We start from the raw sequence: 23,547 nt of genomic DNA, 5'->3' as shown, positions 1-23,547 counted from the left end.
TACCGCCGGTAGGGGAACGCTCCCTCGGGCGGGCCGCCGGGTGGGATCAGGACCTAGGCTGCTGATGTGGCAGAAGACGGCACGGCATCCGGTGAGCGGCGCGAGGAGCACGGGCGGAACGCGGAACACGACCGGCCCGAGGGGCGCGAGGAGGGGCGCGAGGGGCATGGACGGCGCGCAGGGCACGAGGAGCGGCGCGAGTACCGCATGGAGGAGCTGGCCCGGCTGGCGGGCATCACCGTGCGCACCCTGCGCTTCTACCGCGAACGCAAGCTGATCCCGCCGCCCCGCCGCGAGGGCCGCATCGCCTGGTACGACGACCACCACCTGGCCCGCCTGCGCACCATCACGGCCCTGCTGGAACGCGGCCACACCCTCAACGGCATAGCCGAACTCGCCGAGGCCTTCGACCACGGCCGGGACGTCGGCGAACTCCTCGGCGTGGGCGCCCCCACCGAGGAGACCCCGGTCCGTCTCACCCCCGAGGAACTCGCCGACCGCTTCGCCGGACAGGTCACCCCGGAGAACCTGGCGGCCGCCCTGGAACTGGGCTACCTGGGCACCGACGGCCAGGAGATCGTCCACATCAGCCGCCGCCTGCTGGACGTCTCCTCCGCCCTGGTCCGCGAGGGCATCCCGCTGGCCGAGGTCCTGCACGCCGCCGCGGTGGTCCGCACCCACGCCGACGCCCTGGCCGACCTCTTCGCCGACCTCGTCCAGCGCCACGCCCCCGAGGAGGCCCTGGACCGCCTGCGCCCGCTGGCCCGCAGCGTCGTCGACTCGGAACTCTCCCTGGCGCTCGACCGGCGGCGGCGCAAGCAGCCGGGGACCGGCGGGACCGGGCAGCCTCCGGCGCCGTAGAGCATGGCCACCGGGGGACGTCAGGCCCCGTAGACCACGGTCACCGGGGGCGTCAGGCCCCGTAGACCACGGTCACCGGGCAGCCTCCGGCGCCGTGGACCACGGTCACCGGGAACCCTCCGGCGCCGTGGACCACGGTCACCGGGGAACGTCAGGCCCCGTAGACCACGGTCACCGGCGCGTGGTCCGACCAGCGCTCGGCGTGCGTGGCGGCCCGCTCCACGTACGCCTTGAGCGCACGGCCGGCGAGCCCGGGGGTCGCCATCTGGTAGTCGATGCGCCAGCCGCTGTCGTTGTCGAACGCCCGCCCCCGGTACGACCACCACGAGTACGGCCCGTCGACGTCCGGGTGCAGCGCCCGCACGACGTCGACGTACCCGCCGTCGTCCGGGTCGAGGACGCGGGACAGCCACTCCCGTTCCTCGGGCAGGAAGCCCGAGTTCTTGGTGTTGCCCCGCCAGTTCTTCAGGTCGGCCTGCTGGTGGGCGATGTTCCAGTCGCCGCACACCACGACCTCGCGCCCCTCGGCCGCGGCCCGCTCCCGCAGCACCTTGAGGTGGGCGCGGAACTCGCCCATGAAGCGCAGCTTCTCCTCCTGCCGCTCGGTGCCGACCTCGCCGGAGGGCAGGTACAGGGAGGCGACGGTCACACCGGGCAGGTCCGCCTCGACGTACCGCCCGCTGCCGTCGAACTCGGCCGAGCCGAACCCGATCCGCACCCGGTCCGGCTCCCGCCGGGTGTACAGCGAGACCCCGGCCCGTCCCTTCGCCGCCGCGGGCGCGTGCACGACGTGCCACCCCTCGGGCTCCCGCACCTGCTCGGGCAGCTGGTGCGGTTCCGCGCGCACCTCCTGCAGGCACACCACATCGGCGGAGGTCCCGGCCAGCCACTCCACGAAGCCCTTCTTCGCGGCGGCACGCAGACCATTGACGTTGACAGAGGTCACAGTGAGCACCCGGGCACGATACCGCTACCCTGGACAAGGTCCAATTCCGGACCGAATTCCTGCTGCCGCTCACCCCGGGTCGTGTTTTACCGTGCTCGACATGAACATCCGCCCAGTCCCCTACGACCACCCCGACGCCGTGAAGCTGGACGCCGAGGTACAGGCCGAATACGACATCCGCTACGGCGACGGCGGCGACGCCACCCCCATGGACCCGGCGGACTTCACACCCCCGAACGGCACCTACCTGATCGTCTACGACGACGACGGCGTCCCCGTCGCCTCCGGCGGCTGGCGCGTGCAGGACGCCAACGGCGAGGGCAACCGGGACGGCGACGCGGAACTCAAGCGCATGTACGTGATCGAGTCCATGCGCGGGCGCGGCCTGGCCCGCCGCGTGCTGGCCGCCCTGGAGGCCGACGCCCGCGCCGCCGGCCGCGTCCGCATGGTCCTGGAGACCGGCACCAAGCAGCCGGAGGCCATCGCCCTGTACACCTCCAGCGGCTACGAGCCCTGCGAGCCGTTCGGCTACTACCGGTTCCACCAGGAGAGCCGCTGCTACGCCAAAGCCCTGCAGTCCCCCACGTGACGGCGGCCCGGCCTCCGGCCGAGCGCGCCCTCGCCCGCTCGTACACCACCGGTGACGGCAGCACCCGGTTCGGCGTCGACGCCCTGACGGTCACCCACCCGCCGGACGGTCACCCGGTGCTGACCTACCACCTCACCGTGGACCGCCTCGACCGGCCCGACCGGCCGTGCGAGCGCTGGGCGTTCACCCTTCCCCTGTCCGACCGCTCCGTCACGGACGTCCTCACCTCCCCGTCCCCGGACCCGGCCCGCCTGGCCCAACTGGTCCACCTGGTCCGGGCCTTGCTGGAGGAGTGGTGGGACACCAGGGCCCACGACCGGCGGTCGGCGCGGATGGGGCAGCGGCTCGACTGAGACGGGGTGGGGCCGGGGGCGGGAGGGGGCCGCGGATGCAGCGCCCGTGCGACCCGAGGGCCTCCCGGGCGGCCGAGGGGGCCGGCTCGGTCGGCCAACGCGCACCGGGTCAGGGCCCTTTGCCCCGCCGGATCACCGGTCCCGGCGCCGTACGGGCGCGCTCGGGTGCACCTCACGCTCGACGCGCGGCAGAATCTCGGGCAGGTAGATCCCCTGAATCGCCTCTCCGGCGTCGTGGGCCTCCCAGTGCTCCCGACTCGCCCAGCGCTCGACCAGGACGAACCGTGCGGGATCCGCCTCCGACTGGTACGCCTCCCAGCTGACGCAGCCGTCCTCCGCGAGACACAGCGGACGCATCCGGGCCAACGCGTCGGCGACGGGGGCGACGTCGTCGGGCTCAAGAACGCGCACGATGACCACGAGGTCGAACATCACCACTCCTCGCTCCGTGCCGGCCGTGACCGGACCACCCGCACCGTGCCCTCGCGGCGACGACGGCGACGGCGACGGGTAAAGACAGTCCCACCCGCCGGGCGCCGGGCACGCCGGCCGGCATCCCGGCCCGCAGGATCGGGAGCTGGTCACCGCACTTCGCCGCCGTACGACATGTCGAAGCCCCGGCCGGGAGATCCCGGCCGGGGCTTCGAGCTGCGTGGACCTGAGGGGATTTGAACCCCTGGCCCCCTCGATGCGAACGAGGTGCGCTACCGGACTGCGCCACAGGCCCTTGCAACGAGTGAAACTTTAGCACCCCGATCCGGCTGCTCGGAAATCCGTTGCCGGTGGGCCGCGGACGCCGGGGGCCGGGCCTACTCGTTGGCGGCTCGGGGCCGCTCGCCGTCCTCGTACTGGTCGAAGAGCGGGGTGCGGCCGCGCTCGCGGGCGCGGCGCGCCGAGGCGGCGCGACGGGCGTCGGTGCGGCCGTCGCCGTCGGGCCGCTCGTCGGCGTCGGTCTCGGCCTCGTCGGGTTCGGCGGCGGCCGGGGTCTCCTGCGGGCCGGGGGCGACGGCGCTGGAGCGGGCCGAGCTCCAGGTGTCCGGGGCGCCGAGGTCCACGTCGCTGGTGGCGCGCGGGGCGACGGGCGCGGTGACGTAGGTGGGGAGCGGGACGGGGACCGGGTCCCAGCTGTCGCTGCCCTGGCCCGGGAGCCGCTGCCGCTCGCGCTGCTGGTCGACCCACTCGGCGTGGTCGGTCTGCTCGACGAGCGCGCGCCGGTCGGCCGCCAGGGCGGAGAGACCCGGGTCGGTCTCGGCGCCCGCCTCCGGTCCTTCCGGTTCGTCGGGGTCGGCCTCGGCGGGGGTGGGGCGGCGGCGCGGCCGGGGCTCGCGCTCGCGCAGCCGCTGCGCGGCGGCCTCGGCCTGGCGGCGGTCCATCTGGTAGGCGAACCGGCGGCGTTCCTGGGACCGCAGGTGGGCGATGTACGCGCTGAGCAGCACGGCGGGGATGCCGGGCGCCCACAGGAAGGCCAGCCCGCCCACGGCGGCGACGATCGCGCCGAGGGTGAAGGCGAGGAAGAGCACCGTGGTGGTGCGGCGACGGCGTGCGAGCACCTTCGAGCGCCGGGCGCGCGCGGCGGCCTGCGCCGCCTGGGCCCGCCGGGCGCGCTGGGCCGCCTGGGCGGCGCGGCTGGCGTCCTGGGCGGCGCGGGTGGCGTCGGCCGGACGGTCGTGATCGTGCGGGTCGTCGTGGGTGGGGCGGTCCGGGTGGTCCGTCCCGCCCGCGTGGCTCGCCGGGCCCTCCCGGCTCTCCCGGCGGGCGGGCGGGACGAGTCCGGGGTGCGCGCCGGGGGCCGGCCGGCGTCGGCCGTGGCCGTCCGCCCGGTCCGCCTCGTCCGCCCGGTCCGCCGCGTCTTCCGCGTTCTCGTGGCCGGTGCCGTCCGCGTACGCGTGCGGAGGCCGCGCGGCCGGTTCCGGGAAGGTCACCCGGGTCTGCGGGCGGGTCCTGGACACGGCGAAGGCCCGGACGTCCACCGAGTCGGTGATCGCGTCCGGGTCGTGGACGTGCTGCTCCTCCTCGTCGGAGGAGCGCGCCCGGTCCTTGGCGTACCGGCGCTCCATGCCCGCCCGTCCGGACAGCAATCGGATGGCGGTGCTGAAGCGCTCCGTCGGACGGGCCTCGTTCAGCTCGTCCTGCCTACGGAGCCACATCGGCACCAAGTAGGCGGCCCAGGCCCCGACGATGACTGCGTAGATGAGGCCGCTGCTGCTCACGCCTCACACGGTAGAGGGGTTTACGCGGGGCCATCCGCCAATTGAGCCGGTGTGTCGCACGATCTGGCTGATATTTCGAACTTTTCTTGTGACCGATGCGATCAGCGGACCGCTCGACCCGGGAATTCTGAGCCGCGAGGCTGTCACCACTCGATCAAATTCGAACATTTATTCAATTACCGGGGTGGTACCGGATGCCGGGACGGTGTCTGCCGCTCTCCGCGCCGGCCTCGGATCCTCCTGACCCGCCCTCCGGCCTCTCCTGCCGCTCCCGTGACCGGCGCCAACGCGCCAGCAGGCCCTCGGGGACCTCCTCCGCGGTGAGGGCGAAGACGAGGTGGTCGCGCCAGGCACCGTCGATGTGCAGATAACGGGGGCGCAGTCCCTCCTCACGGAATCCGAGCTTTTCCACGACCCGGCGGCTCGGTCCGTTCTCCGGCCGAATGCAGATCTCCAGACGGTGCAGGCCGACGGTGCGGAAACAGTGGTCGGCGGCCATCGCCACGGCCGTCGGCATCACGCCGCGCCCCGCCACGGCCTCGTCCACCCAGTACCCCACGTGCCCGGAGCACATGGAGCCCCAGGTGATGCCGGCGACGGTCAACTGGCCCGCCAGGCGGCCCTGGTACTCGATGACGAAGGGCAGCATGCGCCCGGCGTTCGCCTCGGTCCGCAGGTGCCGGACCATCTGACGGTAGGTCGGCCGGTGGACGACGGGACCGGAGGGCGTGGGCGGCGGGATGGTCGCCTCCCAGGGCCGCAGCCAGTCCCGGTTGCGCCGGTTGACCTCACGCCAGGCCCGCTGGTCGCGCAGCTTTATCGGCCGGAGGACGACGTCGCCGTCCACCAGCTCCACGGGCCAGGCGGGGCGGTTCAGCGCGCACCCCCGCTCCGGGCGTCGGGGCGCTCGTGGTCACCACCGCGCAGCTGGTCGACGGCGTGCCGCAGCAGGGGCTCCAGGACGGCGAGGCCGTCCTTCACCCCGCCGGTGGACCCGGGCAGGTTGACGATCAGCGTGCGGCCGGCGACGCCCGCGAGCCCGCGGGAGAGCGCGGCCGTCGGCACCTTCTCCCGGCCGTACGCGCGGACGGCCTCCGCGATGCCGGGCACCTCGCGGTCGATGACCCGCCGGGTGGCCTCGGGGGTGCGGTCGGTGGGCGAGATGCCGGTGCCGCCGGTGGTCACGACGACGTCGTAGCCGGTGTCGGCGGCGGCACGCAGCGCGGCCTCCACCGGGTCGCCGTCGGGGACGACCTGCGGGCCGTCGACGGTGAAGCCGAGGCGGCGCAGGCCGTCGGCGATCAGCGGCCCGCCCCGGTCCTCGTAGACGCCGGAGGCGGCCCGGTTGGAGGCGGTGACGACCAGCGCCCGGTACGGCGCGGGCGCCGTGTCGCCGGCCGGTGCGCCGGGGGTCATGCCCTGCTCCAGTCGCCGGACGTGCCGCCCGTCTTCTCCTCGACCCGCACGTCCGTGATGACCGCCTCCTTGTCGACCGCCTTGACCATGTCGATCACGGTGAGCGCGGCGACGGAGACCGCGGTGAGCGCCTCCATCTCGACGCCCGTGCGGTCCGTCGTCCTCACCGTCGCCGCGATCCGGACGGCGTCGTCCGCGACCGACAGGTCCAGTGTCACACCGGACACCGACAGGGGGTGGCAGAGCGGGATCAGGTCGGGGGTGCGTTTGGCGCCCATGATGCCCGCGATGCGCGCGGTGGCCAGGGCGTCCCCCTTCGGGACGCCCTCCCCGCGCAGCAGCTCGACCACGCGCGGCGAGACGAGGACGCGGCCGGTGGCGCGGGCGGTGCGGGCGGTGACGTCCTTGCCGGACACGTCGACCATGCGGGCGGCGCCCGCCTCGTCGATGTGCGTCAGACGGCGCTGCTCGGAGGGTCCGGGGGTGTCCCCCCGGGAAGGCACGGTCATGATCGTGTGGCGCTCCCGGTCCGGGCCCGTCGCGGTGCGGCGCACGGGCCTGCTGTGCGCGACACGGTACCGCCAACCCGGGACGGCCGGCCGAGCAGGAGCCCCCGGGCCGCGGCGATCGGCCAGGCGGCACCCTCCCGGTCCCGGCCGTCAGCCGAGCAGCACCACCTCGGCCGTGGTGCCCGGTTCGAGGGCTTCGACGTCCTCGGGGACGACGATCAGCGCGTTGGCCCGGGCCAGCGCGGCCACCAGGTGCGATCCGGCGCCGCCGACCGGGGTCACGGCGCCGTCGGCGTAGCGGCCGCGCAGGAACTGGCGGCGGCCCTTGGGCGAGGTCAGGGGGCGGTCGGCGGTGAGGGTCGCGCTCGTCCGGGGCCGGTGCACGTCGGTGAGGCCCATCAGGGTGCGGATGGCGGGGCGGACGAACAGCTCGAAGGAGACGTAGGAGGAGACCGGGTTGCCGGGGAGCGCGAGCAGCGGGGTGTGGTCGGGGCCGATGGAGCCGAAGCCCTGCGGCTTGCCGGGCTGCATGGCGAGCCGGCGGAAGTCGATGCCGCTGCCCGGTTCGTCCTCGTCGGCGACGGACGACAGGGCTTCCTTGACCACGTCGTACGCGCCCACGCTCACGCCGCCGGTGGTGACCATGAGGTCGGCCCGCACCAGCTGGTCCTCGATGGTGTCCCGCAGCATGGCCGCGTCGTCGGTGACGGCCCCCACCCGGTAGGCGATGGCTCCGGCGTCCCGCGCGGCGGCGGTGAGGGCGAAGCTGTTGGAGTCGTAGATCTGCCCGGGGCTCAGCTCCTCGCCGGGCTGGACGAGTTCGCTGCCGGTGGAGAGCACGACCACGCGCGGGCGCGGGCGCACCCGGACGGTGCCCCGGCCGATGGCCGCGAGCAGGGAGATCTGGGGCGGGCCGAGCACGGTGCCGGCGGTCAGGGCCCGGTCCCCGGCCTTGACGTCGCTGCCCCGGGTGCGCACGTGGGCTCCGGCCGGGGCCGCCCGGTGGACGCGGACCTGCCCCGCGGCGCCCTCGGGGGCGAGGCTGCGGGCCCGCATCCCGGTGGCGGGGCCGCCGCCGAGCCCGCCGTCGGTCCACTCGACGGGGACGACGGTCTCCGCGCCCGGCGGGAGCGGCGCCCCGGTCATGATGCGGGCGGCCTGGCCGGGGCCGACGTGGATCAGGTCGGCCTGGCCGGCGGCGACGTCACCGACGACCTCCAGGGCCGCCGGGTACTCCTCGCTCGCGCCGGCGACGTCCGCGACCCGCACCGCGTACCCGTCCATGGAGCTGTTGTCGAACGGGGGCAGGGACACCGGCACCGTGACGTCCTCGACCAGGACGCAGCCCTGGGCGTCGAGGAGGTGCAGCTCGATGGGTTCGAGCGGCCGGACGGTGGTGAGGATGTCGTCCAGGTGCTCGTCCACCGACCAGAGGTGGTCCGGGCCTGCGGTGCGGGGCGCGGCAGTGCTCAACGTTGCTGCATCTCCTCGGTGACGAAACGGCGGAGCCAGGTCCGGAAGTCCGGGCCCAGGTCCTCACGTTCGCACGCGAGTCGGACGATGGCACGCAGGTAGTCGCCGCGGTCGCCGGTGTCATAGCGGCGTCCCCGGAAGACGACGCCGTGCACCGGGCCGCCGACCCCTTCGTCCGCCGCGAGCTGCTGGAGGGCGTCGGTGAGCTGGATCTCGCCGCCGCGGCCGGGCTCGGTCTTGCGCAGTATCTCGAAGACGGCCGGGTCGAGCACGTAGCGGCCGATGATGGCGAAGTTGGACGGCGCGTCGGCGGCGTCGGGCTTCTCGACCAGACCGCTGACCCGGACCACGTCGGCGTCGGCGGTGGCCTCGACGGCGGCGGAGCCGTAGAGGTGGATCTGCTCGGGCGCCACCTCCATCAGGGCGATGACGCTCCCGCCGTGCTGCGCCTGCACGTCGATCATGCGCTGGAGCAGGGGGTCGCGCGGGTCGATCAGGTCGTCGCCGAGGAGGACGGCGAAGGGCTCGTCGCCCACGTGCGGGGCGGCGCACAGCACGGCGTGTCCCAGACCCTTGGGGTCGCCCTGGCGGACGTAGTGCATGGTCGCCAGGTCGCTGGACTCCTGGACCTTGGCCAGGCGGTCGGCGTCGCCCTTCTTCTCCAGGGCGGACTCCAGTTCGTAGTTGCGGTCGAAGTGGTCCTCCAGGGGGCGCTTGTTGCGGCCCGTGACCATGAGGACGTCGTCGAGGCCCGCGGTGACGGCCTCTTCGACCACGTACTGGATCGCCGGCTTGTCGACGACCGGGAGCATCTCCTTGGGAGTGGCCTTGGTGGCCGGCAGGAACCGGGTGCCGAGGCCTGCTGCCGGGATGACAGCCTTGCTGATCCGAGGGTGTGACTGAGACATGGCGGTCACACTATCCGGTGCGTTTGCGGGGAATCTGCAGCTCCGGTTACTTCCTGCTCATATGAACATATTGGAACAGGACAGGGACAACCTTGAGATACAACCGTCGCGCGAACGACCCTGACAAACGCTCCCTACGACGGGACATCCTCACGGCGAGGAACGGGTTGACGGCCGATGACCTCCGGGTGTCGGCGTCCGCGCTCGCCCGGCAGGCCCTCGGCCTGCGGGAACTGGAGCAGGCGCGCACCGTGGCCGCGTACGTCTCCGTCGGGAGCGAGCCGGGGACGCTCGCGCTGCTCGACGCGCTGCGCGCGCGGGGCGTGCGCGTGCTGCTCCCCGCGCTCCTGCCCGACAACGACCTGGACTGGGGCCGCTACGAGGGACCGGACTCCCTGGCGCCGGTCCGGCACGGCGGACGCATGACCCTGCTCGAACCGGCGGGCGACCGCCTCGGCGCGGACGCCGTCACCGAGGCGGACGTGGTGCTGCTGCCGGGACTCGCCGTCGACACGCGCGGCATGCGGCTGGGCCGCGGCGGCGGCTCCTACGACCGGGTCCTCGCCCGCCTGGAACGCGCCGGCGCCCGTCCGGCGCTCGTGGTGCTGCTGTACGACGGTGAGGTGGTCCCCCGGGTGCCCGAGGAGCCGCACGACCGCCCGGTGCGCGCGGCGGTGACGCCGTCGGGGGTACGGCGCTTCGGCTGAGGGCGGGAGTGGGGGCGGTGTGGGCGAGGACGCGCACGGTGGCGCCCGCTGCGGGGCCCCGGGGCGCGGCGACGGCGCGGCGCGGGGCCGGACAACGGTGGGGCGCGTCGGGGCCGTTGGCGCGGGGCGGGGGGTGGGGCGCGGGGTGGGGAGCGGCGCGGCAGGACGACGGTGGGGCGCGTCGGGGCGGTCGGCGCCGGCTCGGCCCGGGGCTTCGTCGGTCGGGGCGGTGAGCGGAGCAGGCCAGGTGGGTCCGGCCCGCACCCGTGAAGGGTGTCGGGATGCGGAGGCCGGCGGTCGGCGGTCGGCGGCCGGCCCGGAGACGGGTGAGCGGTCGCCGCGCGGAGAGTGCGCGGCGACCGCTCCTCCGGTCAGCCGGTCAGTGGGTCACCCGGTGCCGCCCGGGGGGCGTCGGGGCCCGGCGTCGCCGGAGCCGGACTCAGGGCTCCAGCTTCAGCGTGTTCTCGGTCCTCTCGTCGACCGCCTTGCCCGTGTACGCCCACGGCAGCAGCTCGCCCTTGGCCCACTTGTCGGTCTGGTCGACGTAGTGGGAGCTGTAGGCGTGGCCGGAGGCGCCGGTGAGGTTGATCCACCGGGACTTGTCGAAGTCGTCGAGGTTGACCACCATCCGCATCGACGGGACCCAGATCACCCCGTAGCCGCCGGCGGCGTTCCAGCCGGTCGCGTTGACGGTGGCCTCGCCGCCGCTGAGCTTCCACGGGCCCCGGTTCAGGGCCTTGCGCAGGAAGGTGGGGCCCTCGGTGCCGAGCGTCTGGTTCTCGAGGAACAGCCGGTGCAGCCGGCCCCAGCTCCAGCTGTCGATGTCCTTGCCCAGCTTGGCGGTCAGCTCCCAGCGGGCGTCGATCATGGCCCGCTTGAACAGGTCGTCCCGGTTCTTGTCGGCGCCCGGGCGGGTGCCCCGCTCGGGGGTGGTCCACCAGTCACTGTCCTGGTCCTTCTTGAGGGTGGTGACCACCTCGAACCAGCGGTCGCCGCCGTCGGGCTGCGCCTGGTCGGCCGCGCGCCGGCCGCACTCGCGCACCTTCTCCGCCTCGTCCGCGGGACCGGTGGTGTTGACCGGGTCGACCCACAGGCACTGGCCCTCGACCCGCAGCTCCTTGGGCAGCTTGTGCCCGAAGGCCAGCTTCAGGATGTTGCGCCACACGGAGTTGAAGTAGGCCGCGGCGGCCGAGTCGGCGTCCTGGGTGTAGTCCCAGCCCTCCAGCAGCTTCTGCGCCTCACGGACGTCCGGGTCCCCGGTGTCGATCTTGAGCAGGTCGGGCACCAGGCTGCGGGCGATCTCGCTGTGGTTGTCCAGCTGCATCTGCCGCATGTCGTTCGTGGAGATCTTGCCGCCGTCCTTGATCTTCAGCTGGATCAGGTCGTTGATCCGCTGGCTGCGCGCGCCGTACCCCCAGTCGGTGGTCAGGGTGTACGGGTAGGCGTCGGGGTCGACGACGGCCTGGTTGGCGGTGACGATGTAGCCGCGCTCGGGGTCGAACTCGTAGGGCAGGGCGTCCTGTTCGATCCAGCCGGTCCACTTGTAGTCCGGGTCCCAGCCGGGTGCCGGGACGGACCCGTCGTGCTGCTTCGCGCGGGTGGGGATCTTCCCGGGCAGGGTGTAGCCGATGTGGCCGTCGGTGTCGGCGTAGACGAGGTTCTGCGACGGCACCTCGAAGAGGGTGGCCGCCTCGCGGAAGTCGTCCCAGTTCTTGGCGCGGTTCATCGCGAAGACGGCGTCCATGGTGCGGCCGGCGTCCAGCGCGGTCCAGCGCAGCGACACTCCGTAGCCGTCGCCCCGGTCGGGTGCGGCGGCGGCGACGGTGGCCTTCTTGCCGGTCCGCACCAGCTCGTCGGAGCGGTCGGAGAGCAGGGGTCCGTTGCCGGTCTCCCGGACGACGATCTTCCGGTCCTTCCCGCCGGCGACCCGGATGGTCTCCTCGCGGGTCTCGAAGGGCACCACCTTGCCGTCGTGCTGGTAGCCCTCGCCGGTGATCTTCTCCAGGTAGAGGTCGGTGACGTCGACGCCGGAGTTGGTCAGGCCCCAGGCGATGTCCCCGTTGTGGCCGATGACCACGCCGGGCATGCCCGCGAAGGTGTAGCCGGAGACGTCGTACCGGCACGTGGCGGAGACGCTGCGGCAGTGCAGGCCCATCTGGTACCAGACGGAAGGCAGGGAGGCCGACAGGTGCGGGTCGTTGGCCAGCAGCGGCTTGCCGGTGACGGTGTGGCGGCCATGGACCACCCAGGAGTTGGAGCCGATGCCGTCGCCGTTGACGCCGACCGCGGTGGGCAGGTCCTTCAGGACGTCCTGGAGGCCGGCGAGCTGACCTTCGAGGCCCGAGCCGTCGCCCCCGGTTCCCTGCGCGCCGCCCACGCCGGTGCCGTCCGCAGTGCCCGTCCCGGTGCCGTCGCCCGTGCCGGTGCCCGTTCCCGTGCCGGTGCCTGTGCCGTCGGGAGTGCCGCCGAGGCCCGACCCGGACCCCGTGCCCGTTCCGGTGCCCGTGCCGTCGCCGCCCGCGCCCTGGCCGGACCCGGCCTGGCCGGTCCCGCTCTGCTCGAAGGCGCCGGTGAGCTCGTTGAACTGGCCCTCCGCGATGACCGGCTTGTTCCGGTTGTAGGGGTACTTCGGATACAGGTCGGCGATCTGCTTCGGGCCGAGGCGGCTGGTCATCAGGGCCCGGTCGATCTCGTCCTGCATGTTCCCGCGCAGGTCCCAGGCCATCGCCTTCAGCCACGCCACCGAGTCCACCGGCGTCCAGGGCCCGGGCTTGTAGTCGTTGGTGAAGCCCAGCGCCGCGTACTCGAGGGAGAGTTCCTTGCCGTCCTTGCCGTCGAGGTAGGCGTTGACGCCCTTGGCGTACGCGTCGAGGTACTTCTTCGTCGCGGGGGACAGCTTCTTCTCGTACTCCTCCTTCGCGATCCGGTCCCAGCCCAGGGTGCGCAGGAAGGCGTCGGTGTCGACCTGACTCTCGCCGAACATCTCCGACAGCCGGCCGGAGGTCATGTGGCGGCGCACGTCCATCTCGTAGAACCGGTCCTGCGCCTGGACGTAGCCCTGCGCCATGAACAGGTCCTCGTCGGAGTCCGCGTAGATCTGCGGGATCCCGTTGCCGTCACGCTTGACGTCGACGGGGCCGGACAGGCCCTTCAGCGTGACGGTGCCCTCGGTCTGCGGGAACGAGGCGCGCACGGTGCTGATGGACCAGTACGCCGCGTAGACGACACCACCGATCAGTGCCAGCACCAGCACGAGCGCCATGAGGCGGAGTTTGCGCCCCTTCTTCCGGCCGGGCGTGCCGGCCTGCTGACCCGTGGAGGCGGTGGTGTCGGTGGGCATCGCTGTCCTTGCTGTCCTAACGCGAGCGGCAGGTCGGGCTGTGCTTTTAGCTGAGCGCTGGAGCAACGATAGGCGCAGGGCCCCGCGCCACTTGACGCAAGGTCGGGAACCAGCCCGGACGGACGTTCGATCTTGCCGTGACCGGCGTCAAGAACGCGTCAAGACTTAGGTAAGGTAACGAAGTGATGTGCCGTGGCCCCGGGGCCAGGGCCGGGCCGGGTCCCGGTGCGCGACCCAGGCGGGCCCACGCGCGGTGCGCACGCGTCACGGAAGGGATCGGCCGCTGACTGTCCACCACCTCAACCAGCTGTTGCTCGTCTGCTCGCTCGTGCTGCTCGTGGCCGTCGCGGCGGTCCGGATCTCCTCGCGCAGCGGCCTGCCCAGCCTGCTCGTCTACCTGGGCATCGGCATCGCCCTGGGCCAGGACGGCCTCGGCGGCATCCGGTTCGACAACGCCGAGCTGACGCAGGTCATCGGGTACGCGGCCCTGGTCGTGATCCTGGCCGAGGGCGGCCTGAGCACGAAGTGGTCGGAGTGCAGACCCGCGCTGCCCGCCGCCACCGCGCTCGCGCTGGCGGGCGTCGCGGTGAGCGTGGGGGTCACCGCGACGGCCGCGCACTTCCTGGTCGGGCTGGAGTGGCGGCAGGCACTGATCATCGGGGCGGTGGTGTCCTCGACGGACGCGGCGGCCGTGTTCTCGGTGCTGCGCAGGATCCCCCTCCCCCGCCGGGTGACGGGCACCCTGGAGGCCGAGTCCGGCTTCAACGACGCCCCCGTGGTCATCCTCGTCGTCGCCTTCTCCACGTCCGGACCGGTCGAGCACTGGTACGTCCTGATCGGCGAGATAGCGCTGGAGCTGGCCATCGGCGCCGCCATCGGGCTCGCCGTGGGCTGGCTCGGCTCCTGGGGCCTGCGCCACGTCGCCCTCCCCGCCTCCGGGCTCTACCCGATCGCCGTCATGGCCATCGCCGTCGCCGCCTACGCCACCGGCGCCCTCGCCCACGGCAGCGGCTTCCTCGCCGTCTACCTGGCCTCGATGGTGCTGGGCAACTCGGGCCTGCCGCACTGGCCCGCCACCCGCGGCTTCGCCGAGGGGCTCGGCTGGATCGCCCAGATCGGCATGTTCGTGCTGCTGGGCCTGCTCGTCTCGCCGCACGAGATGGGCGACGACATCGTGCCCGCCCTGCTCATCGGGCTGGCCCTGACGATGGTGGCCCGGCCGCTGAGCGTGGTGCTGTGCCTGCTGCCCTTCCGGGTGCCCTGGCAGGAACAGACCCTGATGTCGTGGGCGGGACTGCGCGGGGCGGTGCCCATCATCCTGGCCACCATCCCGATGGTGCAGGAGGTCGACGGCAGCCGCCGCATCTTCAACATCGTCTTCGTCCTGGTCGTCGTCTACACCCTGGTCCAGGGGCCGACCCTGCCGTGGCTGGCCGGCCGGCTGCGCCTGGGCAGCGGCCCGGAGGCCGCCGACCTCGGCATCGAGTCGGCACCCCTGGAGCGGCTCCGCGGCCACCTGTTGTCCTTCACGATCCCGGAGGGGTCACGGATGCACGGCGTCGAGGTGGCGGAACTGCGCCTGCCGGCCGGTTCCGCCGTCACCCTGGTCGTCCGCGACGGCACGTCGTTCGTGCCCCTGCCGGCGACCGTGCTGCGACGCGGCGACGAACTCCTCGTCGTCGCCACCGACCCGGTGCGCGACGCCGCCGAACGCCGGCTCCGGGCGATCGGCCGCGGCGGCAAGCTGGCCGGCTGGCTGGGGACGGACGGTTCGCGGGTGGTGGGGTGACGGGGCGACGGGGGCGGGGTGGCGGGGGGCGTTGTGGCGGGGTGACGGGGCGGTGGGGGTGACGGGGGACGGGCGGGGGTGACGGGGGACGGGCGGGGGTGACGGGGGACGGGCGGGGGTGACGGCCGGTGGCCGGTGGCCGAGGGGTGACGGGGTGGCGGGCAGGGACGGCCGCCTCGGTATTCACAGGCATACCGCCTGGTGGTGCTCCTTTTCACAGGCATCGCACCCTCGTCAGCCTGTACCATGCAGGCGAGACCCCAGATCGAACCAACTCTGCCTGATGCAGAGCTGGCGCGACCGTATGGCGGCCGGCACGCCCTGAGCTGTGGCACCGGTATCTACCGCAGTCAGCGCAAGAGGACAGCTCTCGGCGCGCCCCCTGTCGGGCCTGCGCTACCAGGCGGCAGAAAGGCACGGGCCGTGGCATCCACGGTCACCTCGTCGGAGAAGTCGGCGGCCACCTCCCGCCCGGGATACGGCCAACTGCTGCGCACCCGCGGTGCCTGGACCTTCCTGGTCCCCGGTTTCGCGGCCCGCCAGCCGTTCGCCATGCTCACCCTCTCCATCGTGCTGCTGGTGCAGCACACCACCGGCTCCTACGGAGCGGCCGGTGCCGTCGCCGCCGTCACCGGCGTGTCGATGGCTCTCTTCGCCCCCTACAGCGGACGGCTCGCCGACCGGTACGGGCAGCGCGCCGTCCTCGTCCCCGGGGTGCTGGCGCACACCCTGTCCGGGGTGACCCTGACCGCCCTGGCCCTGGCCGACGCCCCGCTGTGGGCGCTGTTCGCCGCCGCGGTGCCCACGGGCGCCTCGGTGCCGCAGGTCGGGCCCATGGTCCGGGCCCGGTGGGGCGTGAAGCTCAAAGACTCCCCGCTGATGAACACGGCGGCGGCTTTCGAGTCGGTCACCGACGAGTTCACCTTCGTCGTCGGCCCCCTGCTGGCCACCGCCCTGTGCACGACCGTCGACCCGGCCGCCGGACTGCTCGCCGAGGCGACTCTCACCCTGGTCGGCGGCCTGCTGTTCGCCGCCCAGAAGGGCACCCAGCCGGAGGTCGCCGCCGACCGGCGCACGCGGGTGAAGCACGCGTCCGCGCTGACCGTGCCCGGCGTGCGAGTGCTGATCGTGATGTTCGTCGGCATCGGTTCCGTGTTCGGCGGCATGCAGGTGTCGCTGGCCGCGTTCTCCGAGTCCATCGACCGGCCCGCCCTCAACGGCGTCCTCTACGGCGTCTTCGCCGCGGGCAACATGCTCGCCGGCATCGCCTGCGGGGCCATCGCCTGGAAGACCGCGCCCCAGCGCCGGCTCCTGATCGGCTACACGGCGCTCGCCCTGACCGCGTCCGCCCTGTGGACCGCCCACTCGGCGCTGCTGCTGGCCGCGCTCGGCCTCCTGGTCGGCATGTCCATCGCGCCCTCCCTGATCACCGGTTACACCCTGGTGGACGATCTCGTCCCGGCGGGTGCCCGCACCGAGGCCTTCACCTGGCTCACCGGTGCCGTCGCCCTCGGTCAGGCCGCCGCGGTGACCGTCGCCGGTCAGCTGGAGGACCGGCTGTGGGACGGCGCCGGGTTCCTGGTGCCGATGGGGGGCACGCTGCTCGCCCTGATCACCCTTCTGGCCCTGCGGTCACGGCTGGTCCCGCCCCCGCGCGGACGCACCGTCGCACGTGGCGTGGGTCACCGCGCGCCCGTCGCAGTGGACTGATCCCACGGAATACGTCACTATGGACCGTCGTTAGCACTCATCGAGTGAGAGTGCCAGGAGGAAGACAGTGCCGACCTACCAGTACCAGTGCACCGAGTGCGGCGAGGGCCTCGAGGCGGTGCAGAAGTTCACCGATGACGCTCTCACCGAGTGCCCGAACTGCCAGGGCCGCCTGAAGAAGGTGTTCTCCGCGGTGGGCATCGTCTTCAAGGGCTCCGGCTTCTACCGCAACGACAGCCGCGGCTCCTCGTCGAGCAGCTCGCCGGCGTCGAAGTCGTCGTCGTCCGACTCGTCGTCGTCCAACTCGTCCTCGTCGTCTTCCTCCTCGTCCTCCGCGACGTCCGGCTCGGGCGCGAGCTCGTCGTCCGGCTCCGGCAGCTCGACGAGCACGACCGCCGCGTAGCGCCCGCTCCGGCTCACCTGCCACTGACCCCGTCGCCCTTGGGCGGCGGGGTTTCGGCGTTCTTGGGCGGCGGGGTTTCGGTGTGGGGAGCGGGGTGGGGCGGGGTGGGCGTCGAGTGCAGGCGCGGCCAGGTGGTCGAGGTGAGGGCTGGGTGCCTGGAGGTGGGCCGGCTCGGGGGGCGCGGTCGGGGCAGCCGGTGCGGGGGGCGGTCCGGTGGGTCCGTTCGGCGGGGCCGCCCGGAGGGGCGGTTCGTAGGGCTGGTGGGCCGGTTCGGGGGGCCGGTGGGCCGTTAGGGTGCGGGCCATGGTGAACAAGGCGAACGCTCCTCGGCCGGCCACCGCACCGGCCGCCACGGCGGACATCGGCGTGATCGGCGGCTCCGGTTTCTACTCCTTCCTCGACGACGTGACCGAGATCGAGGTCGACACCCCCTACGGGGCGCCCAGCGACTCCCTCTTCCTCGGTGAGGTCGCCGGCCGACGGGTCGCGTTCCTCCCCCGTCACGGACGCGGGCACCACCTGCCGCCCCACCGCATCAACTACCGGGCCAACCTGTGGGCGCTGCGTTCCGTGGGCGTGCGCCAGGTGCTCGGCCCCTGCGCGGTGGGCGGCCTGCGCCCCGAGTACGGACCGGGCACGCTGCTGGTCCCGGACCAGCTCGTCGACCGGACGAAGTCCCGCGTGGGCACCTACTTCGACGGGCTTCCGCTCCCCGACGGGACCGTCCCGAACGTGGTGCACGTGTCGCTGGCCGACCCCTACTGCCCCACCGGCCGGGCCGCTGCCCTGAAGTCGGCCCACGGGCGGGACTGGGCGCCGGTGGACGGCGGAACACTGGTGGTCGTGGAGGGGCCGCGCTTCTCCACCCGCGCGGAGTCGCTGTGGCACCAGGCGCAGGGCTGGTCCGTGGTGGGCATGACCGGTCACCCCGAGGCGGCCCTCGCCCGCGAGCTGGAGCTCTGCTACACCTCCCTGACCCTCGTCACCGACCTCGACGCCGGCGCCGAGACCGGTGAGGGCGTCTCCCACGACGAGGTCCTTCGGGTGTTCGCGGCCAACGTGGACCGGTTGCGGGGCGTGCTCTTCGACACCGTGGCAGCGCTCCCGGCGGCGGACGAACGCGAGTGCCGCTGCGCCTCCGCGCTCGGTGGGATGGACCCCGGGATCGCTTTGCCGTAGGGCGGGGAGTGGGGGTGGGAATGGGCGGGCCTGGTGCGCGGAGGGGTGCGCCTCGGCTCGGGGTGGTGGGTCTTGCGCGGGGCGGTGCGCTACAGCGCGGTGACGGCCCGTGCGGGGCGGAGGCTCTCCTTCGGGTGACGGACTTTTCCACAGGGCCCTGCCCGTCCACAGGCCCCGGCGAGCTTCGGCGACAGACGCCATCGTGGGGATCGCAAGCCAGCCGATCCCTCGTCACAGGTGGTGGTCCCGTGTCGTCGTCCGTGTGGTCGTCCGTGTCGAACCGTCGTCCCCCGTCCTCGCCCCTGTCCGCGTCCCCGCCCCGTCCCCCGTCCCCGTCCCTGTCCGCGTCCCCGTCCAGTTCCTTGTTCGCCACGTCCTCTCCCGCCGGCCCTTACCCCCCTTCCGGCCCGCCCGTATCCAGGCCCCGCCCTCGTCCCGCTCCTCCCGGTTCTCCTGCCGCTCCTTCCGGCCCCTCCGGACCGACTGCCGTTCCCGCGCCAGCGCCTCCGGGTGTGGGCGCCCCCTTCGGGCAGGCCCGCGGCCTCGACGGGCCGACCAGTGCCGAGGTACCGCCGACGTGCCAGGTGCCGCACTTCGCCCCGGTGCGCGTGCGAGCCGGACTGCTCCACGCGAGCAGGCTCACCGCGCACCGCCGGAGGGCCGTGGCGGCGGGCCTCGCCGTCACGGCTGCCGCGCTCGTGGCCGCCGGGCCGCGGGAGACCGACCGGTCCCGGGGCCACTCGGACGCCTCGGACGCCGCCCGCCCGGCCGCCGCGGCGAAGGCCCGGGACGCGGTGCGCACACGCGGCGCGGGGACGTACGTGACGGCGCCCGTGCGGATCGCCGACGCCGCGACGGTACGTCTGCTGCGGCCGGGCGACCGGGTCGACGTGATCGCGGCCGACGAACGCGCCACCGGCGGTGCGACCGGCGGCGCGGCCCGTGTGATCGCACGTGGGGCGCGCGTCACGGACGTACCCGGCCCTCCGGACGACGCCGGCGACGCGGGCGTCAGGACGGGCGGGCCCACCCCCGCCGACGAGGCCGTGGTGGGCGACGGGATGCACGGCGGGGCCCTCGTGGTGCTCTCGGTGCCGCGCGCCACGGCAGCCGAACTCGTCGGCGCGAGCGCCACCGCACGGCTGGCGGTGACTCTGTGCTGAACAGTGCCTTTTCGAGCACCGCGTCCGTTTCGGATCCCTCGTACGAGCGACCCGATTGGACAGGCCGACACGGCGTTGACGTAGGTTGCGGAGCGTTTTGTTCCCACCGCGTACGCGAGAAGAGGCACCGAGTTGAGCGAGCAGAAGGACACCAGCATCTGGCAGGGCTTCAAGGCCTTCCTGATGCGCGGCAACGTCGTCGACCTGGCCGTTGCCGTGGTGATCGGCGCCGCCTTCACGAACATCGTCAACGCGGTCGTGAAAGGTGTCATCAACCCGCTCGTCGGAGCGTTCGGCACACAGAACCTGGACAGCTACAGCTCGTGCCTGAAGGGCCCCTGCGAGGGGAGCGGCGACGCCGCGACGGGTGTCAGGATCCTGTGGGGCTCGGTCCTCGGGGCCACCTTGCAGTTCGTGATCACGGCGGCGGTGGTCTACTTCCTGATGGTGCTGCCCATGGCCAAGTACCTGGCCCGCGTCGAGGCCCGCAGGAAGGCCAAGGAGGGCACGCAGGAAGTGCTGGAGGTCTCCGAGCTGGAGGTCCTGAAGGAGATCCGCGACGCCCTGGTGTCGCAGCGGGGTTCGGCCCCAGGCTCGGCCCCGGGCTCGGGTACCGGCGAACGCTGAGCACACGCGCCGAAAGGCGCGCCGGAGCCGGGGGATCGGGTCAGATGTGGTGGGGCGGCTTCTCGTCGAGGAAGCGCTTCAGGTCCGCCGCGCTGTCACCGGACGGCCGCTCTCCCCACCCGCGGTCCGTGTCGTCGGAGGACTGCTGGTCCAACGGGTCGTCGAAGACCAGCGCGGGCTTCGACTCGCTCGGTTCGGCGTCGGGGGTGCGGGCAGTGCTCATACGTCCAGGGTACGACCGCGGTCGTCCGCGCCCGCCCCTCCTGTGCTGCGCCCCTCCGCCACCGCCCGGCCCCGGGCTGCCCCGCCTTCGTTCACCCGGACCCGACCCCCGCGGGCACCGGGCCGGGCAGGGCCCGGCCGAGTGGACGCCGGAGGCCCGAGCCGACACGCACTGCGGGCGGTGCCTCAAAGCCGACGTGCACAGCGGCAGCGGGTCGGAGCCGACGTGCACGGCGATGGTGGGTCGGAGCCGGCACCAGATGCGAGTGAGCCGCCAGGAGATACGCGCAAGCCTGCACGCGGCGCGGGTGATCGACGCGCAGTGTGGGTGCTTGAAGCTCGGTGGGGGGATCGACGCGCGGTGCGGGTGAGCCGCAGGGCCGGGCGGGGCCGCTGCTCCAGACTGGCGGAATGACAGTTGACGCTCTGACGGATGTGACCGGCCTGCGCGTCGGGCACGCCACGCACACCGGCAACGGCGCACTCACCGGAGCCACGGTCGTCCTCGCACCGGAGGACGGGGCAGTGGCCGCCGTGGACGTGCGCGGTGGCGGCCCCGGGACCAAGGAGACCGACGCCCTCGACCCGCGCAACCTCGTGCAGAAGGTACAGGCCGTCGTCCTGACCGGGGGCAGCGCCTACGGGCTCGACGCGGCGTCCGGGGTGATGGCCTGGCTGGAGGAACGCGGACGCGGGGTGCGTGTGGGGCCCGACCCCGCGCATGTCGTGCCGGTCGTGCCGGCGGCGTGCGTGTTCGACCTGGGCCGGGGCGGCGACTTCCGGGCCCGCCCGGACGCGGCCACGGGACGCGCCGCGGTCGAGGCCGCGTCCGCGACCGAGCCCGGGGCCCCGGTTCCGCAGGGGTGCGTGGGCGCGGGTACGGGCGCGGTGGTCGGGCAGCTGAAGGGCGGGATCGGTACCGCCTCGACGGTCCTGGAGTCCGGTGTCACCGTCGCGGCCCTGGTGGTCGCCAACGCGGCGGGGTCGGTGGTCGATCCGGAAACGGGGGTGCTGTACGGGGAGTTGTTCGCCGGGCGGGTGCGCTACCCGGACGCCGAGGTCCACCGAGCCGCACTCCGGCGGCTCGAGGAGCTGGTCGAGCGCAGTGCTCCTCCCCCGCTCAACACGACGCTGGCCGTCGTGGCCACCGACGCGGCCCTGACCAAGGCGCAGGCCCAGAAGCTGGCCGGCACGTCCCACGACGGCATCGCCCGCGCCGTGCGGCCGGTCCACCTGCTCAGCGACGGCGACACGGTGTTCACCCTGGCCACGGGTGCACGCCAGCTCGACCCCGCCGACCCCCTGGCGCTCAACGACCTCCTGGCGGCGGGCGCGGACACGGTCACCCGCGCCATCGTGCGAGCGGTCCACCAGGCCGAGTCCGTGGACGGCCCGGGCGGCGCGTGGCCGTCGTACGGGGAGTTGTACGGAAGGGGGAGGGGAGAGGACGGCGATGAGGGCAAGGGCGGTGGTGGTCCCGACGGGAGGTGAAGGGCTTCCGGGGCCTCATGGCCGCCGCCTCCCCCTCCGCACAGCCGGCATCGGCCACCGCTGCGCGCCGAGTCCGCCGACGTGCACAGTCGCCCGGCGTCCCCCGCCCCGGCCGCTACCTGCACTGGCGGGGCAGGGCTCGGGGAGACGTGACGGGGGCAGCGCGGTGACCGACTGACGCATGACCGACTGGCGCCGCAGGATGCGGAGTTGAACTCCCTCGCAGACCTGCCGTCAGCAACGGAGGCGCGCCCCATGCCGAGCGACAGCCGAGGGCCGAGAGCCGCCAGCGGGGTGAGGGCCGCCAGCGGAGTGAGGGGGCGGGGTGGGAGAAGGAGGGGTGGGAGGGGGGAGGGGGGAGGGGGCCGTTCGGCCGGCAGGGCACCGGTCACGGGTGCGTCGGGCTGGCGGACATGTGGGGCGGACAGGGCGACACGCCCGGCAAGTGGTTCTTCGACCACTCCCTCCCCGGTGACTTGGTGCTCGTGAAGAACTCGCCCGACAGGTCGGTCGCACCGGACAACGGCCTCAACGGCTGGAACATGGCATGGGGCAGGTGGATCGCGGGCAGCGCGGTCCGACGGCGCGCCGCACCGTCGATCCGTCGCCCCAGCCCCCGGTCGGGCGGCAAGTTTTGACGTCCTTTCGGGCCGGGTAGGAATTTCTCGCGCGGCCCGCCCGTTTTCCCGGCGTACGTTTTCTCGGTTCCCGGACATGATGTCCGACCGAGGGGCTACGGTATGCACCCACAAGGTGACATGCAGCAACGCCGGGAGAAACCTTGAGCGTTCCGTACGAGGCGGCAGCGTACGAACCGTCCGACTCGCCCGAGTCTCCGGAGGAGCACCTCGCGCGGCTCCTCGGTCGCGCCCTGAACTCGTTCGAGTTGCCGGACGAGACGTTGGCCCGGCTCGACTTCGCGCTGGCCCATGACGGCTCACTGCACTCCGCGCACCACAGCGCGGGCCTGCACCGGGAGACGTACCGCCACACCTGGTTGCTCGCCGACGGTTCCGCGCTCACGCTGTGGGAGCTGGTGCACAACACGGCGCGCGACGGGGAGCCCCAGCACGAGGTGTATGTGGACGAGGAGGAGTTGCGGACCGCCACCGCGCGTTTGCCGTTGCCTCCGGACACCCCGGAGTTCGAGCTTCCGGTGGTGGTGCAGCTTCCCGAGATGCCCCTGCCCCGGCCGGCCTACGTGTCGGACGACTCCGCGGACCACGCGCGCCGTTTACTGCGCCGGGCGGAGAACGCGGACCGGCCGGACGCGCGGACGGCGGCCCTGCTGAGGACGGCCTTCGCGCACCAGATCACGCAGGCGTTCGGCCGTCCGTCGTACTCGGGCCGGTCGGGCCTGTGTTTCGCGCTGTACGAGCACGCGTTCCTGCTGCGTGACGGCGCGGAGATCTCCCTCTGGGAGGTCGAGCACACGGCCACGCCCGACGGGCGGCACATGTGCGAGGTGTACGTGACCGAGGATGCCGCCCGCGACGCGATGGAGCGCCGGGCCGCGCAGGTGTCCTAGAACCGGCGAGGGTCGTGGGGGCCCCGTGCATCGCCGATGCCGTGGCGCCGGGCAAGTTGTCCCGCGGAGCCCGCTTCGCCCTCCCGGGGGACCGGCCCACGGGTTCCCGGACCCCGCCTCGCC

General features: G+C 73.4%; 22 protein-coding genes, 1 tRNA gene and 1 pseudogene. 13 read left to right on the top strand and 11 right to left on the bottom strand.

The features are described from left to right. The first annotated feature begins 207 nt into the window (after positions 1-207). Complete coding sequence (locus AC02VZ_RS06920) at positions 208-861, top strand: MerR family transcriptional regulator (RefSeq protein WP_432058419.1); 654 nt, start codon at positions 208-210, stop codon at positions 859-861. Positions 862-1,012: 151 nt separating this feature from the next. Here the strand turns inward: AC02VZ_RS06920 and AC02VZ_RS06915 are convergent, their stop codons facing one another. Then, positions 1,013-1,816, bottom strand: a complete 804-nt coding sequence (locus tag AC02VZ_RS06915) for an exodeoxyribonuclease III (RefSeq protein ID WP_432058397.1) — start codon at positions 1,814-1,816, stop codon at positions 1,013-1,015. 91 nt (positions 1,817-1,907) lie between these two features. Here AC02VZ_RS06915 and AC02VZ_RS06910 point away from each other — a divergent pair, with 91 nt between their 5' ends. Both AC02VZ_RS06910 and AC02VZ_RS06905 read left to right on the top strand, forming a co-directional pair. Further along, entirely contained in the window at positions 1,908-2,396 is a 489-nt protein-coding gene (locus AC02VZ_RS06910; RefSeq protein WP_432058398.1) for a GNAT family N-acetyltransferase, read from the top strand. Beyond that, positions 2,393-2,749 carry a hypothetical protein gene (locus AC02VZ_RS06905; RefSeq protein ID WP_432058399.1) on the top strand — a complete coding sequence of 119 codons (357 nt, stop codon included), beginning with the start codon at positions 2,393-2,395 and terminating at the stop codon, positions 2,747-2,749. Before AC02VZ_RS06910 ends, AC02VZ_RS06905 begins: the two co-directional genes overlap by 4 nt. Positions 2,750-2,881: 132 nt before the next feature. Here the strand turns inward: AC02VZ_RS06905 and AC02VZ_RS06900 are convergent, their stop codons facing one another. The 8 genes from AC02VZ_RS06900 to galU all read right to left on the bottom strand — a co-directional run bounded on the left by AC02VZ_RS06900 (position 2,882) and on the right by galU (position 9,265). Further along, on the bottom strand, positions 2,882-3,181 hold the full coding sequence (locus AC02VZ_RS06900; RefSeq protein WP_476474835.1) for a putative quinol monooxygenase: 300 nt from the start codon (positions 3,179-3,181) through the stop codon (positions 2,882-2,884). 221 nt (positions 3,182-3,402) lie between these two features. Next, a tRNA-Ala gene (locus tag AC02VZ_RS06895) sits at positions 3,403-3,476 on the bottom strand. An 82-nt stretch (positions 3,477-3,558) separates the two neighbouring features. After that, positions 3,559-4,959, bottom strand: a complete 1,401-nt coding sequence (gene sepX, locus AC02VZ_RS06890; RefSeq protein WP_476474834.1) for a divisome protein SepX/GlpR — start codon at positions 4,957-4,959, stop codon at positions 3,559-3,561. A 172-nt stretch (positions 4,960-5,131) separates the two neighbouring features. Further along, the gene (locus tag AC02VZ_RS06885; RefSeq protein ID WP_476474833.1) at positions 5,132-5,815 is read right to left on the bottom strand and encodes a GNAT family N-acetyltransferase; all 684 of its coding nucleotides are present in this window, start codon (positions 5,813-5,815) and stop codon (positions 5,132-5,134) included. Positions 5,816-5,832: 17 nt separating this feature from the next. Next, the gene (locus AC02VZ_RS06880) at positions 5,833-6,375 is read right to left on the bottom strand and encodes a MogA/MoaB family molybdenum cofactor biosynthesis protein (protein ID WP_476474832.1); all 543 of its coding nucleotides are present in this window, start codon (positions 6,373-6,375) and stop codon (positions 5,833-5,835) included. Then, entirely contained in the window at positions 6,372-6,884 is a 513-nt protein-coding gene (moaC, locus tag AC02VZ_RS06875) for a cyclic pyranopterin monophosphate synthase MoaC (protein ID WP_432058404.1), read from the bottom strand. The genes AC02VZ_RS06880 and moaC overlap by 4 nt, the downstream gene beginning before the upstream one ends. A gap of 150 nt (positions 6,885-7,034) precedes the next feature. After that, positions 7,035-8,357 (bottom strand): molybdotransferase-like divisome protein Glp, encoded by a 1,323-nt coding sequence (glp, locus tag AC02VZ_RS06870; RefSeq protein WP_476474831.1) that lies wholly within the window; start codon positions 8,355-8,357, stop codon positions 7,035-7,037. Next, positions 8,354-9,265, bottom strand: coding sequence for a UTP--glucose-1-phosphate uridylyltransferase GalU (galU, locus tag AC02VZ_RS06865; protein ID WP_432058406.1), 912 nt, complete (start codon positions 9,263-9,265; stop codon positions 8,354-8,356). The genes glp and galU overlap by 4 nt, the downstream gene beginning before the upstream one ends. A 92-nt stretch (positions 9,266-9,357) precedes the next feature. On the opposite strand from galU, the gene AC02VZ_RS06860 reads away from it, so the two are divergent. Next, positions 9,358-9,972, top strand: a complete 615-nt coding sequence (locus AC02VZ_RS06860) for a 5-formyltetrahydrofolate cyclo-ligase (RefSeq protein ID WP_476474830.1) — start codon at positions 9,358-9,360, stop codon at positions 9,970-9,972. Positions 9,973-10,411: 439 nt separating this feature from the next. On the opposite strand, the gene AC02VZ_RS06855 is transcribed toward AC02VZ_RS06860, so the two are convergent. After that, entirely contained in the window at positions 10,412-13,312 is a 2,901-nt protein-coding gene (locus AC02VZ_RS06855; RefSeq protein WP_476474829.1) for a penicillin acylase family protein, read from the bottom strand. A 253-nt stretch (positions 13,313-13,565) separates the two neighbouring features. Between AC02VZ_RS06855 and AC02VZ_RS06850 the strand changes: the two genes are divergently transcribed. From AC02VZ_RS06850 to mscL, 6 genes are all read left to right on the top strand, one after another. Continuing rightward, the gene (locus AC02VZ_RS06850) at positions 13,566-15,101 is read left to right on the top strand and encodes a potassium/proton antiporter (RefSeq protein ID WP_476474828.1); all 1,536 of its coding nucleotides are present in this window, start codon (positions 13,566-13,568) and stop codon (positions 15,099-15,101) included. A gap of 423 nt (positions 15,102-15,524) precedes the next feature. Then, positions 15,525-16,811 (top strand): MFS transporter, encoded by a 1,287-nt coding sequence (locus AC02VZ_RS06845; protein WP_476474827.1) that lies wholly within the window; start codon positions 15,525-15,527, stop codon positions 16,809-16,811. 67 nt (positions 16,812-16,878) lie between these two features. Continuing rightward, complete coding sequence (locus tag AC02VZ_RS06840) at positions 16,879-17,214, top strand: FmdB family zinc ribbon protein (RefSeq protein ID WP_476474826.1); 336 nt, start codon at positions 16,879-16,881, stop codon at positions 17,212-17,214. A 303-nt stretch (positions 17,215-17,517) separates the two neighbouring features. Next, on the top strand, positions 17,518-18,393 hold the full coding sequence (locus AC02VZ_RS06835) for an S-methyl-5'-thioadenosine phosphorylase (RefSeq protein WP_476474825.1): 876 nt from the start codon (positions 17,518-17,520) through the stop codon (positions 18,391-18,393). A 512-nt stretch (positions 18,394-18,905) separates the two neighbouring features. After that, positions 18,906-19,556, top strand: a complete 651-nt coding sequence (locus AC02VZ_RS06830) for an RcpC/CpaB family pilus assembly protein (RefSeq protein ID WP_476474824.1) — start codon at positions 18,906-18,908, stop codon at positions 19,554-19,556. Between the two features lie 132 nt (positions 19,557-19,688). Beyond that, entirely contained in the window at positions 19,689-20,183 is a 495-nt protein-coding gene (gene mscL / locus AC02VZ_RS06825) for a large conductance mechanosensitive channel protein MscL (protein WP_476474823.1), read from the top strand. 40 nt (positions 20,184-20,223) lie between these two features. Here mscL and AC02VZ_RS06820 read toward each other — a convergent pair whose 3' ends face one another. Further along, entirely contained in the window at positions 20,224-20,406 is a 183-nt protein-coding gene (locus AC02VZ_RS06820; protein ID WP_432058415.1) for a hypothetical protein, read from the bottom strand. A 410-nt stretch (positions 20,407-20,816) separates the two neighbouring features. On the opposite strand from AC02VZ_RS06820, the gene AC02VZ_RS06815 reads away from it, so the two are divergent. The 3 genes and pseudogenes from AC02VZ_RS06815 (at position 20,817) to AC02VZ_RS06805 (ending at position 23,424) form a co-directional block, all read left to right on the top strand. Beyond that, the gene (locus AC02VZ_RS06815; RefSeq protein WP_476474822.1) at positions 20,817-21,896 is read left to right on the top strand and encodes a P1 family peptidase; all 1,080 of its coding nucleotides are present in this window, start codon (positions 20,817-20,819) and stop codon (positions 21,894-21,896) included. A 356-nt stretch (positions 21,897-22,252) separates the two neighbouring features. Further along, a pseudogene (locus AC02VZ_RS06810) lies at positions 22,253-22,534 on the top strand (hypothetical protein); the annotation flags it as partial. A 143-nt stretch (positions 22,535-22,677) separates the two neighbouring features. Further along, entirely contained in the window at positions 22,678-23,424 is a 747-nt protein-coding gene (locus tag AC02VZ_RS06805) for a DUF6227 family protein (protein ID WP_476474821.1), read from the top strand. Positions 23,425-23,547: the final 123 nt, after the last annotated feature.

The organism is Streptomyces sp. 3-6 (assembly GCF_056323165.1).
Note: the sequence above shows the minus strand (reverse complement) of the source record. Positions and strands in the feature narration are given on the sequence as shown.

Excerpts from the sequence above, each read along its gene's own strand:
- galU (WP_432058406.1), bottom strand. The coding sequence starts at position 9,265 with ATGTCTCAGTCACACCCTCGGATCAGCAAGGCTGTCATCCCGGCAGCA.
- AC02VZ_RS06820 (WP_432058415.1), bottom strand. The coding sequence starts at position 20,406 with ATGAGCACTGCCCGCACCCCCGACGCCGAACCGAGCGAGTCGAAGCCC.
- AC02VZ_RS06910 (WP_432058398.1), top strand. The coding sequence starts at position 1,908 with ATGAACATCCGCCCAGTCCCCTACGACCACCCCGACGCCGTGAAGCTG.
- moaC (WP_432058404.1), bottom strand. The coding sequence starts at position 6,884 with ATGACCGTGCCTTCCCGGGGGGACACCCCCGGACCCTCCGAGCAGCGC.
- AC02VZ_RS06855 (WP_476474829.1), bottom strand. The coding sequence starts at position 13,312 with ATGCCCACCGACACCACCGCCTCCACGGGTCAGCAGGCCGGCACGCCC.
- AC02VZ_RS06900 (WP_476474835.1), bottom strand. The coding sequence starts at position 3,181 with ATGTTCGACCTCGTGGTCATCGTGCGCGTTCTTGAGCCCGACGACGTC.
- AC02VZ_RS06835 (WP_476474825.1), top strand. The coding sequence starts at position 17,518 with ATGGTGAACAAGGCGAACGCTCCTCGGCCGGCCACCGCACCGGCCGCC.
- AC02VZ_RS06815 (WP_476474822.1), top strand. The coding sequence starts at position 20,817 with ATGACAGTTGACGCTCTGACGGATGTGACCGGCCTGCGCGTCGGGCAC.
- AC02VZ_RS06920 (WP_432058419.1), top strand. The coding sequence starts at position 208 with ATGGAGGAGCTGGCCCGGCTGGCGGGCATCACCGTGCGCACCCTGCGC.
- AC02VZ_RS06880 (WP_476474832.1), bottom strand. The coding sequence starts at position 6,375 with ATGACCCCCGGCGCACCGGCCGGCGACACGGCGCCCGCGCCGTACCGG.